This is a genomic window from Nonomuraea sp. CA-218870 (assembly GCF_050936535.1).
Taxonomy (GTDB): domain Bacteria; phylum Actinomycetota; class Actinomycetes; order Streptosporangiales; family Streptosporangiaceae; genus Nonomuraea; species Nonomuraea corallina.
Genome location: NZ_JBNJMN010000002.1, coordinates 1,302,931 through 1,316,963 on the forward strand (window position 1 = coordinate 1,302,931; position 14,033 = coordinate 1,316,963).

The window sequence follows — 14,033 nt, forward strand, 5'->3', positions numbered from 1 at the left end:
TGTTCGATACATAGCGCCCGCCTTCCCCCGGGTGGCTCAGCATTGGCACCAGAGCCGCGGGGAGAAGCGTCTTGAGCAGACTCTATGGCGATCCGATAGAGGTGTGGACCCGAGACGGGGAGCCGGTCCAGTTCGTCTGGCGTGACCGGCTTCACCTCGTCCACCGGGTGCTCGACCACTGGGTGGTGGCGCGCGAATGGTGGAAGATCAGCGAGACCGACCCCGGTGAGCGCCGGTTCTGGCGGGTCGAGGCCGGGCCGGGACGCGAGGCCGGCACGTACGAGCTGAGGTTCGACACCGCCAGCGGCGGCTGGCTGCTCCTGCGGGCGTGGGACTGATGGCGGGCGTCCTGGCGGGGCCGTTCCCGCACCTCAACGTGAGCTCCGCCTACTCGATGCGGTACGGCACCGCGTTCCCGCGGGCGCTGGCGGAGCGGGCCTTCGAGCACGGGATGGACATCCTGGCGCTGACCGACCGCGACGGGCTGTACGGGGCGGTCAAGCACACGCAGGCGTGCGCGGACGCCGGGATCGCCCCCGTGTTCGGCGTCGACCTGGCGCTCGCCGAACCAGAGCCGGAGCCCTGGCCGCTCACCGGCCCCGGCGCCGGACGGGCGGGCGGGCGTGACACCCGGCCGCGCACCGGCCCCGGCGCGCGGGACCGGGTGACCGTGCTGGCGCGGTCGCGCGGCTGGTCGCGGCTGGCGCGGCTGGTCACCGCCGCCCACCACACGGGCGAACGCGGCGACCCCCGCCTCACCCGCGAGCTGGCCGCAGAGTGGGACGCGGCCGGAGACGGCGGGCTGGTGGCGCTGCTCGGACCGCGCTCCGACGTCGGCCGCGCGGTGGCCGAGCGGCGCGACGACCACGCCCGGGCGCTGCTCGGCCGGTGGCGCGACGCGCTGCCCGGCGTGGTGGTCGAGCTGGTCGACCAGTACGGGTTCCACGACGCCGCCACCGCGCTGCGGATGCTGGCGCTGGCCGAGTCCATGGGCGTGCCCGCCGTGCTCACCAACGCCGTCCGCTACCTCGACCCGGCCGACCACCAGGTCGGCGACGTGCTCGACGCGGCCCGCCAGCTCGTCCCGCTGCACCCGCGCCACCTCGAACGCACCACCTCCCACGCCTACCTCAAGAGCGGCAAGGAGATGGCCCAGGTCGCCGCCAAGATCTGCGGCCACGACGAGGGCAGGATCGGCCGCCTGCTGCGCACCACCCGGCAGATCGCCGAGGCGTGCGCGGCCGATCCGGTGGAGCTGCTCGCGCTGCGCCAGAGCCCGCCCGGCCTCCACCTGCCGGAGATCGGCCGCGACCCGGTGCCGCTGCTGCGCCACCGGGTCGAGGACGGGCTGGCCGAGCGCGGCCTGCGCCGCTCGCGCGAGGCCAGGGAACGGGCGGCCGCCGAGCTCGACGTCATCGAGCGCAAGCGGCTGTCCGGCTACTTCGTCGCGGTGGCCGGCATCACCGACATGATCCGCGGGATGGGGGTGCGCTGCGCCATCCGCGGGTCCGGCGCGGGCAGCCTGGTCAACTACCTCATCGGCATCGGCGAGGTGAACCCGATCGAGCACGGCCTGCTCATGGAGCGGTTCCTGTCCGAAGGGCGGATCGGGCTGCCCGACATCGACGTGGACGTGGAGTCCGCGCGCCGCCTCGACTGCTATCGGGCGATCTTCGACCGGTACGGCGAGTCGCGGGTGGCGTGCGTGTCCATGATGGAGACCTACCGGGCGCGCAGCGCGATCCGCGACGTGGCGGGCGCGATGGGGCTGCCGCCGCACGAGATCGACGCCATCGCCAAGGCGTTCCCGCACATCCGGGCCAGGCAGATCACCGCGTCCCTGCGCGACCTGCCCGAACTGCGCGAGAGCCGGCTCGGCGAGGCCGGGCTGGAGCGGGTGTTCCGGCTGGCGGAGAAGCTCGACGGGCTGCCCCGGCACATCGCGCTGCACCCGTGCGGGGTGCTCGTCGGCAACGCCGGGCTGCGCGACCGCACGCCCGTCGAGCGCAGCCTGCTGGGGTTCCCCATGTCGCAGTTCGACAAGGACGACGTGGAGGAGGCCGGGCTGCTCAAGCTGGACGTGCTCGGGGTCCGGATGCAGTCCGCGCTCGCGTACGCGCTCGGCGAGATCAAGCGGGTGGACGGCGTCACGGTCGAGCTCGACGCCCAGAGCGGCGACGATCCGGACACGCGTTACGTCCCGCACGACGACCGGGAGACGTACGACATGATCTGCGCCGGCCGGACGCTCGGCTGCTTCCAGATCGAGTCGCCGGGCCAGCGGGAGCTGGTCGCCAAGCTGGAGCCGCGCACCATGCACGACCTGATCGTGGACATCTCGCTGTTCCGGCCGGGGCCGGTCAACTCCGACATGGTGACGCCCTACCTGGAGGCCAGGCACGGCTGGCGCAAGCCCTACTACCCGCACGAGCGGCTGCGCGAGGCGCTGAAGGAGACGCACGGCGTGGTCGTCTTCCACGAGCAGGTGCTGAAGATCATCGAGGTGATGACCGGCCGCGACCTGTCGTTCGCCGAGACGCTCCGCCGCACCCTCGGCACGCCCGAGGGCCGGGAGCGGGTGCGCAACCACTTCGTGCCGCTGGCCAGGGCCAACGGGTTCGGCGACGAGGAGGTGGAGCGGGCCTGGCAGGTGCTGGACGCGTTCGGCGGGTTCGGCTTCTGCAAGGCGCACGCCGCGGCGTTCGCGCTGCCCACCTACCAGTCGGCGTGGCTCAAACGGCACCACGCCGCCGCGTTCTTCGCCGGGGTGCTCACCCACGAGCCCGGCATGTACCCGCCCCGGGTGATCATCGACGAGGCGCGGCAGTGCGGGGTGCGGATCCTGCCGCTCGACATCAACAAGTCGGACAAGGACTGGCGGGTGGAACGGCTCGGCCCGCGGGTCCGGGTCCGCGTCGACCCGGCCCGGCTGGAAGACGCCGACCGGCCCCGGCGCACCTTCAAGGCCGGCGCGTTCAGGGCCGGGGAGATCGGCGAGGGGTACGCGCTGCGGGTGCCGTTCTCGGCCGTCAAGGGGGTGAGCGAGGCCGAGGTGGAACGCATGGTGGCGGGCCGGCCGTACACCTCGCTCGCCGACTTCTGGGACCGGGCCCGCCCGTCCCGGCCCACGATGGAGCGGATCGTGCAGGTCGGCGGGCTGGACGCGGTCCACGGGCTGCGGCCCGGCGCCGGCGAGCGGTGGCGGCCCGGCGAGCTGACCAGGCGCGACCTGATCGCCCAGGTCGGCACGCTGGAACGGGCCTCGTCGATCGGCGTCCAGGCGGGGCCGCGCCGGAGCAGGCGGTACGCGCCGGCGCGGCCGTCGGAGAGCCGCCGTCCGGCCGCCGCGCAGTTGCCCCTCGGCTTCACCGAGCACGTCACCCCCGGCGAGCTGCCGGAGATGACCGAGGCGGAGATGGTCGAGGCCGAGCTGGAGATCCTCGGCATGGACATCAGCCGGCACGTCATCAGCTTCCACGACGAGCTGCTCGACGCGCTCGGCGTGACCCGCGCCCAGGACCTGCTCCGCCCCCGCAACGGGGCCGAGGTGCTGGTGGCCGGCGTCAAGGTGGCGACCCAGACGCCCGCCATCCGCTCCGGCCAGCGGATCATCTTCGCCACCCTGGACGACTCGACCGGGCCGATCGACCTGACCTTCTTCGAGTCGGTGCAGGGGCGGTGCGCGGCCACCGTGTTCGGGTCGTGGCTGCTGCTGGTGCGCGGCGCGGTCCGCCGCACCGGCGCCCGCGCGGTCTCGATCCGCGCCCTCGACTGCTGGAACCTGGCCGACCTGGACGCGCTGTGGCGGGCCCGCGGCCTCGACGCCGTCCGCGCCGAACTGGACCGGCCCTCGGCGGACCAGGGCCCGGTGGGCGGCCGTGCCATCGAGTACGCCAACGGCTTCCGGCTGTCGCCCTACTCCGACCTGGGCCCGGCCGTCACCAACCCGCCCCGCCGCCTCTGGCACGCCAGCCCGGGCAGCTCCGGCCCCACCGCGGCATGATCAGCTCTCTCGGTTCGTCAGGTCGCGGGGTCCAGATGGGTGGCCGGGGCGACCGGGGCCGGGGACCCGGTGCGGATCCGTGCGGAGGACGCGCGCTGGAGCGCGGTGATGCGGCGGACCGTGGCCGCGCAGAGGGCGGCCGTCAGGGCCAGGCAGGCGAGCTCCGGGACACCCAGGCCGGTGAGGCCGTCCGCGTCGAAGGGCAGGACGAGGGTGAACACCGCCAGCGTCGCCAGGCAGCTCAGCCACCAGCCCGCCACCAGGGCCACGCGCCCGCGCCGGCCCTCCTCCGGCGGACCGGCCGCCTGCCACGTCTCGTACACCAGCACCGCGGGCGCGATCAGGTTGACGCCGGGGACGAACCAGGCGGCGACGACCGTGCTCCGGGCGTAGGAGGGGGCGACCGACTGACGGGTGCGCACCAGCCAGGTCAGGTAGGCGATCGCGGCGGCGACGGTGGCGGTCACCACGAGCAGCAGCAGCACCGCGAAGGCCGTCGCCGCGCCCGCCAGCGCGTCGGCGTCGGCGCCCGACGGCCGCCCGCCGACCGCGGCCACCTCGGCGGCCAGGTGTCTGCCGCGCACCTGCTCGAAGACCACCAGCGCGCCCAGGGAGACGACCTGCGCGGCGAGCGTCACGTAGACGGCGTTGGCGCTCTTGGTGGGCGGTGCCTGGGCAAGGCGCACGATGTTCTCCCCCCGGGCCATGCGCTGAGGTTCTGATTCACTTGTATCCCGGAGGCTGACCCGCTAATCAGCTCACGACGCCCGATTCCCACGCCCACGCGGCGATCTCCACCCGGTTCCTGGTGCCGAGCTTGGTGAAGATGCTCCCGAGGTGCGTCTTGACCGTCGACAGCGACACGAACAGCTCGGCCGCCACCTCCTGGTTGGTGCGCCCTCTGGCCACCAGCCGGACCACGTCGAGCTCGCGCTCCGTCAGCGGCTCGGGCAGCGGAGCGGGGGAGCGCCGGGGCTGGGCCAGGTGCCGCAGCAGCCGCACCGTCACCGACGGCGACACCAGCGACTCGCCTTCCGCCGCCGCCTTGACCGCCTCCACCAGCAGCGTCGGCCCGCTGTCCTTGAGCAGGAACCCGGTCGCGCCCGCCCGCAGCGCCCCGTACACGTACTCGTCCAGGTCGAACGTGGTGACGATGACCACCCGCATCGGGTTCTCGACGCCAGGACCGGCCAGCAGCCGGGTCGCCTCCAGCCCGTCGAGCCGGGGCATCCGGATGTCCAGCAGGCACACGTCCGGCCGCAGCCGCGTGGCCTCGGCGACCGCGGCCGCGCCGTCCGCGACGGCCGCGACCACCCGCATGTCCGGTTGCGCGTCCAGAATCATCTGGAACCCGGTACGCACCAGTTCCTGGTCGTCAGCGATGAGAACCCGAATTGTCACGCCCCAGACTCTAGGGTCAACCGAACGGCCGATGCGGACCGTACCCATGGCCGATCCGCTCGCCCGGCCCGTCCCGGCACGCTGGGGAGCCATGAACGACGTGCTTGCGGGGCGTGCTCTCGCCAAACGGTTCGGGCAGACGGTGGCGCTGGACGGGGTGGACCTCGCCGTGGCCGCAGCGGAGGCGGTGGCGATCATGGGGCCGAGCGGCTCCGGCAAATCGACGCTGCTGCACTGCCTGGCCGGGATCATGAAGCCGGACGCGGGCGAGGTCCACCTGCTCGGTCAGCGCATCGACCACCTGGGCGAGCGCAGACGCAGCGCGCTGCGCCGCACCCGGTTCGGGTTCGTGTTCCAGTTCGGCCAGCTCCTGCCGGAGCTGCCCGCCGAGGAGAACGTGGCGCTCCCGCTGATGCTCGGCGGCGTCGCCCGGCAGGACGCGGTACGGACCGCGCGGCAGTGGTTCGGCCCGCTCGGGCTGGGCGGCATGGAAGGCAGGCGGCCGGGCGAACTGTCCGGTGGCCAGGCGCAGCGGGTGGCCATCGCCAGGGCGCTGGTGACCAAGCCGGCCGTGGTGTTCGCCGACGAGCCCACGGGGGCGCTCGACCAGACGACGGGCCACGAGACGATGCGGCTGCTCGTGGAGGCCACCAAGCACAACGGCGCCTCCCTGGTCGTGGTCACCCACGACCCGAACGTGGCCGCCTGGTGCGACCGCACGGTCGAGGTCCGCGACGGCAGGCTGACGGCGGGCGGGGTGGCGGCGTGAACCTCGAACTGACGTGGCGACTGCTCAAGGGCGGCGGCCGTCGCGGGCTGCTCGGCACCTGGCTGACCCTGGGGGCGGTCGCGGTGGCCACGGCGCTGCTGCTGTTCGCGGTGACGGCCAACTTCGCCTTCCAGTCCAGGGGCGAGCGCGACGCCTGGCGCAACCCGGTGCCGGCGGGGAACGGGGCGACAGCCGTCCAGGCGGCCCGGTTCGACTACGTACGGGACCGGCAGCTGACGGTCGTGGACGTGGCGGCGCTGCCGGACAGGTCACCCGCCCCGCCGCCGGGGCTGGACCGCTTCCCCGCGCCGGGCGAGACGTGGCTGTCGCCGGCGCTGGCCGAACTGGCGCGGGAGCTGCCCGCCGACCAGTTCGCGGCCCGCTTCCCCGCCGTGGCCGGGGTGCTGGGGGAGGAGGCGCTGGCCTATCCCGGTGAGCTGGTGGCCGTGGTCGGGCACCGGCCGGACGCGCCCGTCATGACCGCCGGGCGGAGCGACGACTGGGTCGTCGGCCGGCCGCCCACCCGCGTCGCGGACTTCACCGGCAGGGTGTCGGAGGACGCGCAGGCGTACCAGGTGCTGGCGCTGATCGCGAGCGTGCTCATGGTGGTGCCGCTGCTGGTGTTCGGCGGCGCCGCGGCCCGGCTCACGGTCGTCAGGCGCGACCAGCGGCTGGCGACGCTGCGACTGGTCGGCGCGACCCCTGGGCAGGTCGTCGGGATGACGGTGGCCGAGGCGGTCATCGTGGCGTTCGGCGGCGCGGTCGCCGGGACGGCGGCGTACGCGGCGGCGGTGCCGCTGCTGACCCGGATCGAGATCGGCGGCGGGCCCTGGTACGCCGGCGACCTGTGGCCGCACCCGCTGCTGCTGGCCGGCGCGCTCGTCGCGGTGCCGCTGCTGGTCGGCCTGTCGGCGGTCGCCGGGCTGCGGCGGGTCGTGGTCAGCCCGCTGGGCGTGGCCAGGCGCGAGACGCCGCCCGGGATGCGGGTGCTGCGGGTCCTCACGCTGCTCGCGGTGCTGGCCGCCTTCCCCCTGGTGGGGCTGGAGACCAGCGCGACGGTGATCGCGGTGGCGATCGCGCTGACCCTGCTCTCGCTCAACCTGGCCGGGCCGTGGGTGGTCGGCCTCGTCGGCCGGATCGCCGCCGCCTTCGCCCGCGGGCCCGCCCTGCTGCTGGCCGGGCGCAGGCTCGTGGACGATCCGCGCTCGGCCTGGCGGACGGTCAGCGGGGTCGCGCTCACCGGGTTCGTCGCCGGGTTCCTCGGGATGCTCAGCCCGGGGGCGTTCTCCAGCGGGGCGTCCGACACGGTGTTCCGGCTCGCAGTGCCGGAGGGGCGGCCCGCGGCGGTCGCCGAGCAGGCACGCGAGCGGGTGCGGGACGCCGGGCTCGCCGCCCGGGTCGAACACTCGAAGAAGCTGGTCACGGTAACGGTGACCGGCGTCGCCGCCCCGCCCACCGGTGACGCGGCTACTGGCGAGGGAGCCGCCGGTTACGCGGACGCTGTCGGCGCGGCGGTCGTCGACCGGGCGCGGACCGCGCTGGCCGGGCTCGTCCCCGGGCGGACGCCCACCAGCGAGGCCGACGACCAGCGGTTCGGGTTCCAGCTGCTGGACGACGTCCGGGTGGGCACGGTGGTGGTGCTGTCGGTGTCGTTCCTGGTGGCCATCGCCGGCGCGGGCATCACCGCGGCCTCGTCGGTGCTGGACCGTCGTCAGACGTACGGGCTGCTGCGGCTGGCGGGGACCCCGCTGGCGGTGCTGGACCGGGCACGGCGGGCCGAGACGCTGATCCCGCTCACGGTGATGGGCGGCGGGACGATCGCGGCGGGGGTGTTCTGCGCGACGCCGTTCATGATCGGCGCCCCGAACGTGAGCGGCGCGGTCATGCTGGCGATCTGCGTGGCGCTGGGCTTCGCGGGCGTGCTCGGGGCCGGGGCGCTGAGCAGGCCCCTGCTGGTGGCGGTCACCACCGACCCGTCACCGCGCCCCGACTGACCCTTCGGCCGCGATCCCTCACCCACGGAGAACGGTGACCTGGCGGCCGGACGGCGTGGTCGCCTCGTCGAACGTCCCTCGCTGGCTCCACGGCGGAGCCTCGGGCCGCCGGTCGAAGATCACCAGCACGCCCGTGGTGAGGCTGAGGCGGTCCAGGTAGCCGTCGAGCTGGGCCAGCCCTTCGGGCAGCGGGTCTTCCTTGCCCGCCCGCCAGACCTTGAGCTCCATCGCCTCCCGCTGCACCAGGCGTTCGCCGTCCGGCCCGGTGTAGGGCCAGCGGACCAGCACGTCCAGACGCTTGGTTCCGGCCGCGTACTCCCGGTCGAGATAGCCGCCGCCGTTGACCAGCCGGTGCAGGAAGGCCATGAGGATGATCTGGCAGGCGGCCTCGTGGTAGCCCTCCTGCTGGACGATCACCTCGCCGTGCTGCCGCCAGAACACGACGAACTCCCGCAGCAGCCGCTCCATGTCGAACCGGCCGTCTCGCATGACGAAGCCATGTGGATCGGCCATCATGTACTGTTCCGCCGGGTCTCCCAGCACCCGCAGGATGACCTCCCGGTAGATCGGGTTCGCCACCTTCAGCGGGGGTTTCTGCTTGATCAGGCCCAGGTCGCGGACGTACGACAGAGCTTCGGAGAAGGCAGGGTCGAGGTCCGGGAACGATCCGGCCACCACCGGCTCCATCACGCGCTTGACCCGGGGCTCGTGCAACCGCGCGGCCAGGGAGTCCAGGTGGACGGCGCGTGCCCTGATCAACCGCTCCTTGGCCTCATCCACCTGCCCGGCGGTGACGGCGCCGGTCACGCCCATCTTGAAGGTGATCTCATGAGCGAAGGCGTTGACCAGCCACGGCTGTCCTTGGGTCAGTTCGAAGACCCGGTCGACGGCGTCCTTGGTGAACTCCTGCCCGGTCGCCTCCGTGTGCTGGCCGTACAGCTCGCCGATCTGGTCGGCGGTGAAGTCGCCCAGGCGCAACGACTCCGTGACGATGTTGAACGGGCTGGTCGGATTGCGCCGGTCCGGGTCGGCGCCCACCGCGGCCTTGTAGTCACGCACGTCGCGCAGCCCGCACAAGATCACGGACGTGGGAAACGGCTGCCCGTCGGGCCGGGCGTTGTGACCGTCCCTGAGCTGACAGAGGAAACTGACCAGGCTGTCGCCCTGCAAAGCGTCGATCTCGTCGAAGAACAGCACCACCCGGCGCGGGCTGCGACGGCACCACTCGCTCAGCGCCGTGATGATCCGGCTGCCCGGGGTGGCCTGCGGCCAGGGGTCGGGCGGCAGCAGTCTCTTCGGCAGGCCCGATCGCTCGGCGGCCTCGCGGATGGAATCCAGCAGCATCGACTCTCCCCAGCCGACGTCATCGCGGGCCACCTTGGCGCGCTCGCAGGAGAACGCCAGGGCCGCGATGTCGCCTTCGGCCATGAGCTCGGACGCCAGGGTGCGCAGACCTGTCGTCTTGCCGGTCTGCCGGGGCGCGTGGACCACGAAGTAGCGGTCCAGCTCGATCAGCGCTCGTGCCTCGGGCAGCCGAGGGGTGGGAGGCAGCATGTAGTGGCACCGGGGATCACACGGACCTGCGGTGTTGAAGGTTTTCGCCGGGGGCGTTCGCATAATCACATACTGTCATCACTGAGGTGCTGTGCGTGGTGATTGTCGTTCCCTGATCCCCGTCGTCATCGGTCTCGCCGATGGAGATGCCGGGGATGGCCGGAACTCAGCCGAGTACGAGGTCGCGGATCGTACGCAGGGAGTCCTCGTCGCGGGGGCCCATGACCAGCAGGGACGTGACCGGGGACCTGTGCCACGGCTCCAGGCGTCCTTGATCCGGCCGGGCGGGCCGACCAGGGAGATGCCGTCGGCCAGTTCGTCCGGGATGGCGCGGAACGCCTCGTCCTTGCGGCCCGCCAGGTAGAGCGCCTGGATGCGCTCGGCGGCCTCGGCGTAGCCCATGCGGCCGATGATGTCGGCGTGGAAGTTGCGGTGTCTGGCACCCATGCCGCCGATGTACAGCGCCAGCATCAGCTTGACCCCGTCGAGCGCGGCCCGGACGTCGTCGGAGATGACCACCATGACCATGGCGGCGACGTCGAAGCCGGGGCCGCGCGAGGCGAGCGCGTCGCCGTACATCTCCTCGATCTTGGAGGGGAACGCGAACAGCGGGAGCCAGCCCTGGCCGATCTCGGCGGCCAGGGCGACGTTCTTCGGGCCCTCGGCGCCCAGGTAGACCGGGATGTCGGGGCGCAGCGGGTGGGTGATGAGCTTGAGCGGCTTGCCCAGGCCGCCGGGCAGGGGGAGCGGGTAGTGCGGGCCGTCGCTGGTCACCGGCTCCTCGCGGCGCCAGACCTTGCGCATGATCTCGACGTACTCGCGCGTACGGGCCAACGGTCCGGCGAACGGCTGGCCGTACCAGCCCTCGACCACCTGCGGGCCGGAGGCGCCCACGCCGAGCAGCAGCCGCCCGCCGGTCAGGTGGTCGAGCGTCATGGCGGTCATGGCGGTGGTGACCGGCGGGCGGGCCGACAGCTGGGCGACCGAGGTGCCGAGCCTGATCCGCGACGTGCGCGCGCCGTACCAGGCCAGCGGCGTGAACACGTCGGTTCCGTACGCCTCCGCCGTCCACACCGAGTCGTAGCCGAGCCGCTCGGCGGCCAGCACCGACTCGGTCGCGTCGTCGGCGTGGCGCTGCCAGTAGCCGACGTTCAGGCCCAGCTTCATCGACACCTCCGGAAGGTAGTTCTATTACCCCCGGGGCGGGCGGGGGTGTCAATGCGCGAGCCGCAGGGGAAGCCAGAGCTGTGCTCATCCGCTGCCTCGCCTGCGTCCTGCTCCTGCTGTCGCTCGCGGCCGAGCCCAGCGGCGCCCACCGGGCGTCCCGGCCGAGCATCGTGGTGATCCTGGCCGACGACCTGGAGGCCGGCACGCTCGCCCACTTCCCCGAGATCACCCGCCACCTGGTGCGGCAGGGCACGTCGTTCGACCGGTTCTTCACGGCGGACTCCTGGTGCTGCCCGTCGCGCTCGTCCATCCTGCGCTCCCAGTACGTGCACAGCCACGGCGTCTGGACCAACACGGCGCCCGAAGGGGGGTTCGAGCGTTTCAACGGCCTTGGTCTGGAACGTTCCACCATCGGCACCTGGATGCGGGACGCGGGCTATCGCACCGCGTACCTGGGCAAGTACCTCAACCACTACCCCGGCCCGATGCCCGAGACCTACGTGCCGCCCGGCTGGGACACCTGGCACGTGCCCGTGCGCGGCCTCTACGACGAGTACGGCTACCGGCTCAACAGCGACGGCCGCCCCGTCGAGTACGGCTGGGGCGAGCACGACCACCTCGCCGACGTGCTGGGAGACAAGGCACGCGAGTTCATCGAGGCGGACGGGCGGCCGTTCTTCCTCTTCCTCGCGCCGGTCGCGCCCCACCTGCCGGCCCACCCCCCGGTACGGCACGCGGAGGCGTTCCGCGACCTCATGGCGCCCCGGACGCCGTCGTTCGACCAGGCGGACGTCAGCGAGGAGCCGGCCTGGCTGCGCGCCCGGCCTCCCCTGAGCCGGACCGAGATCGACCGGGCCGACGAGATCCACCGCACCAGGATGCGGGCCATGCTCGGGGTGGACGACCTGGTCGGCACGGTGATGCAGGCGCTGAGGGACACGGGCCGGCTGGATGACACGTACGTGTTCTTCACCTCCGACAACGGCTTCCACCTCGGCACGCACCGGCTGACGCAGGGCAAGACCACGCCGTTCGAGGAGGCGATCCGGGTGCCGCTGGTGGTGCGCGGGCCGGGGGTGCCGGCCGGCGCGTCGGTCGAGGAGCTGAGCGCCACCGTCGACCTGGCCCCCACCATCGCCGAGCTGGGCGGGGCCGGGGTGCCGCCGTTCGCCGAGGGCCGGTCGATGACGCCGCTGCTGCGGGGGGTGCGGCCGGCCGCGTGGCGGGAGAACGTGCTGGTCGAGTTCGCCAGGCCGGCCAACCAGGTGTCGGCCGCGCAGACGCCGGTGCCCGGCTACAGCGCCCTGCGCACCCGGCGCCACACCTACGTCCTGTACGAGACGGGGGAGGAGCAGCTCTACGACCTGCAGGCGGACCCGTACCAACTGCACAACCTCGCCCGGCGGGCGGACCCCGAGCTGCTGGCGAACCTGCGGGCCCGGCTGGCGGCGATGCGGGTCTGCTCGGGCGCGACCTGCCGGATCGCCGACACCCTGACCGCCCGCTGACCCGCCCGCGGGAGCGGCGCGAGACCGACAGGGCGGCCGAACGGCGCGGCCAGAACAGGGCGGTCAGGACGGGGCGGTCAGAACAGGGACGGGTAGGCGTCGGACAGGTGGTCGGTGACCGCGCGGGCCGCCTCCTCCGGGTCGCCCGCGTGGATCGCCGACAGGATGCGCTCGTGACCGGCGCGGAGCACCGCCGTGTCGCCCAGCCGCTCCACCGCGTCCACCGCGTGCCGTCGCATGGCGTCGCGGAGCGAGCGCATGAACGCGGCGATGAGCCGGTTGCCGGACGCGTCCGCGATCGCGCAGTGGAAGGCGATGTCGTGCTCGACGAACTCCTCGGCCGACCGCGCCGCGTTCATCCCCGCCAGCGCGACGGCGAGCGCGGAGGTGTCCGCGCCGGAAGCGCCGGACGCCCCGGACGCCCCGGACATGCCCGACGCGCGGGACGCGCCGGACGCGGCGGCTCGGGCGGCCGCCCAGCGCTCGATCATCAGCCGGGTGTCGATCACCTCGCGCGGCTCCAGGCCGGTCAGCCCGAGGTGCAGCCTGAGCAGGTCGGTCAGCGCGTGGCCGGGCCGGGAGACCAGCACCGCGCCGGCGTCAGGACCCCGGCCCACCTGGGACGTCACCACGCCGAGCGTCTCCAGCACGCGCATCGCCTCGCGCACCGACGAGCGGCTGACCCCCAGCTCCTCGGCGAGCTGCCGCTCGGCGGGCAGCCGGTCGCCGGCGGTCAGGCCGTCCTCGGCGATCCGGCGCTCCAGCTGGGCGAGCACGTCCTCGAACGTGCGGGTCCGCTTCGGGCGGGTATCAGGCAACGGGACCTCCGTCGAGGCATTGCGGTCCTCTATGGTCTGACCATACTGTGGTCTGACCATACCCGGAAGGAGAAGCGTGCGCGTCGCCCTGTTTCTCACCTGCGTGAACGACACGCTCTTCCCCGGCACCGGCAAGGCCGTCGTGTCGCTGCTGCGCCGGCTGGGCTGCGACGTCGACTTCCCGTCCGCGCAGACCTGCTGCGGGCAGATGCACGTCAACACCGGCTACCCGGAGGAGGGCGTGCGGCTGGCGCGCCGCTTCACCGAGGTCTTCGCCGGCTACGAGGCGGTGGTCGTCCCCTCGGGGTCGTGCGCCGCGATGATCCGCGAGCAGTACCCCAAGCTGGTCCGGCCCGGCAGCAGGGGAGCGGCGGCCGTCGGCGGGCTGGTGCCGCGGGTGCACGAGCTGACCGAGTTCCTGCTCGACGTGCTGAAGGTCGAGGACGTGGGGGCCTACTTCCCGCACCGGGTGACCTATCATCCGACCTGCCACTCGCTGCGCGGGCTCCACCTCGGTGACCGGCCGGTCCGGCTGCTGGGCCGGGTGCGCGGCCTGGAGCTGGTCCCGCTCCCCGCCGCCGAGGAGTGCTGCGGCTTCGGCGGCACGTTCGCCGTCAAGAACGCCGCCGTCTCGGCCGCCATGGGCGCGGACAAGGCGCGCAACGTGCTCGGCACCGGCGCCGAGGTGCTGTGCGCGGCCGACAACTCCTGTCTCATGCACATCGGCGGCATGCTCGGGCGTCAGAACACGGGGGTACGGGTGATGCATCTCGCGGAGATCCTGGCCGGCACGGAGGCGGGCGAATGAGTGCCACTTTC

At 73.3% G+C, this 14,033-nt stretch carries 10 protein-coding genes and 1 pseudogene; 6 read left to right on the forward strand and 5 right to left on the reverse strand.

The features are described from left to right. Positions 1 to 71: 71 nt before the first annotated feature. Both ACQEUU_RS34700 and ACQEUU_RS34705 read left to right on the forward strand, forming a co-directional pair. The gene (locus tag ACQEUU_RS34700; protein WP_433074143.1) at positions 72 to 338 is read left to right on the forward strand and encodes a DUF6504 family protein; all 267 of its coding nucleotides are present in this window, start codon (positions 72 to 74) and stop codon (positions 336 to 338) included. Further along, positions 338 to 4,003 carry a DNA polymerase III subunit alpha gene (locus ACQEUU_RS34705; protein ID WP_433074502.1) on the forward strand — a complete coding sequence of 1,222 codons (3,666 nt, stop codon included), beginning with the start codon at positions 338 to 340 and terminating at the stop codon, positions 4,001 to 4,003. Before ACQEUU_RS34700 ends, ACQEUU_RS34705 begins: the two co-directional genes overlap by 1 nt. Before the next feature lie 17 nt (positions 4,004 to 4,020). Here ACQEUU_RS34705 and ACQEUU_RS34710 read toward each other — a convergent pair whose 3' ends face one another. Together ACQEUU_RS34710 and ACQEUU_RS34715 are read right to left on the reverse strand one after the other, a co-directional pair. Then, entirely contained in the window at positions 4,021 to 4,689 is a 669-nt protein-coding gene (locus ACQEUU_RS34710; RefSeq protein WP_433074146.1) for a DUF4328 domain-containing protein, read from the reverse strand. Between the two features lie 67 nt (positions 4,690 to 4,756). Further along, positions 4,757 to 5,404, reverse strand: a complete 648-nt coding sequence (locus ACQEUU_RS34715) for a response regulator (RefSeq protein WP_433074149.1) — start codon at positions 5,402 to 5,404, stop codon at positions 4,757 to 4,759. Positions 5,405 to 5,495: 91 nt separating this feature from the next. On the opposite strand from ACQEUU_RS34715, the gene ACQEUU_RS34720 reads away from it, so the two are divergent. Then, complete coding sequence (locus ACQEUU_RS34720) at positions 5,496 to 6,173, forward strand: ABC transporter ATP-binding protein (RefSeq protein WP_433074152.1); 678 nt, start codon at positions 5,496 to 5,498, stop codon at positions 6,171 to 6,173. Continuing rightward, positions 6,170 to 8,167: an FtsX-like permease family protein gene (locus ACQEUU_RS34725; RefSeq protein WP_433074155.1), complete on the forward strand. Its 1,998-nt coding sequence runs from the start codon at positions 6,170 to 6,172 to the stop codon at positions 8,165 to 8,167. Before ACQEUU_RS34720 ends, ACQEUU_RS34725 begins: the two co-directional genes overlap by 4 nt. A gap of 18 nt (positions 8,168 to 8,185) precedes the next feature. Here ACQEUU_RS34725 and ACQEUU_RS34730 read toward each other — a convergent pair whose 3' ends face one another. Beyond that, entirely contained in the window at positions 8,186 to 9,721 is a 1,536-nt protein-coding gene (locus ACQEUU_RS34730) for an AAA family ATPase (protein WP_433074158.1), read from the reverse strand. Between the two features lie 166 nt (positions 9,722 to 9,887). Beyond that, positions 9,888 to 10,888: pseudogene (locus tag ACQEUU_RS34735) on the reverse strand (LLM class F420-dependent oxidoreductase). Positions 10,889 to 10,968: 80 nt separating this feature from the next. Here ACQEUU_RS34735 and ACQEUU_RS34740 point away from each other — a divergent pair. Next, positions 10,969 to 12,396: a sulfatase family protein gene (locus ACQEUU_RS34740; RefSeq protein ID WP_433074161.1), complete on the forward strand. Its 1,428-nt coding sequence runs from the start codon at positions 10,969 to 10,971 to the stop codon at positions 12,394 to 12,396. Between the two features lie 77 nt (positions 12,397 to 12,473). Here ACQEUU_RS34740 and ACQEUU_RS34745 read toward each other — a convergent pair whose 3' ends face one another. Beyond that, positions 12,474 to 13,214, reverse strand: a complete 741-nt coding sequence (locus ACQEUU_RS34745; RefSeq protein WP_433074164.1) for a FadR/GntR family transcriptional regulator — start codon at positions 13,212 to 13,214, stop codon at positions 12,474 to 12,476. Positions 13,215 to 13,290: 76 nt separating this feature from the next. Here ACQEUU_RS34745 and ACQEUU_RS34750 point away from each other — a divergent pair, with 76 nt between their 5' ends. Further along, a complete protein-coding gene (locus ACQEUU_RS34750) occupies positions 13,291 to 14,022 on the forward strand; it encodes a (Fe-S)-binding protein (RefSeq protein ID WP_433074167.1) in 732 nt (243 codons plus the stop codon). The last annotated feature ends 11 nt before the right edge of the window (positions 14,023 to 14,033 follow it).

Coding starts and splice junctions, on each gene's coding strand:
- ACQEUU_RS34705 (WP_433074502.1), top strand. CDS start 338: ATGGCGGGCGTCCTGGCGGGGCCGTTCCCGCACCTCAACGTGAGCTCC.
- ACQEUU_RS34720 (WP_433074152.1), top strand. CDS start 5,496: ATGAACGACGTGCTTGCGGGGCGTGCTCTCGCCAAACGGTTCGGGCAG.
- ACQEUU_RS34730 (WP_433074158.1), bottom strand. CDS start 9,721: ATGCTGCCTCCCACCCCTCGGCTGCCCGAGGCACGAGCGCTGATCGAG.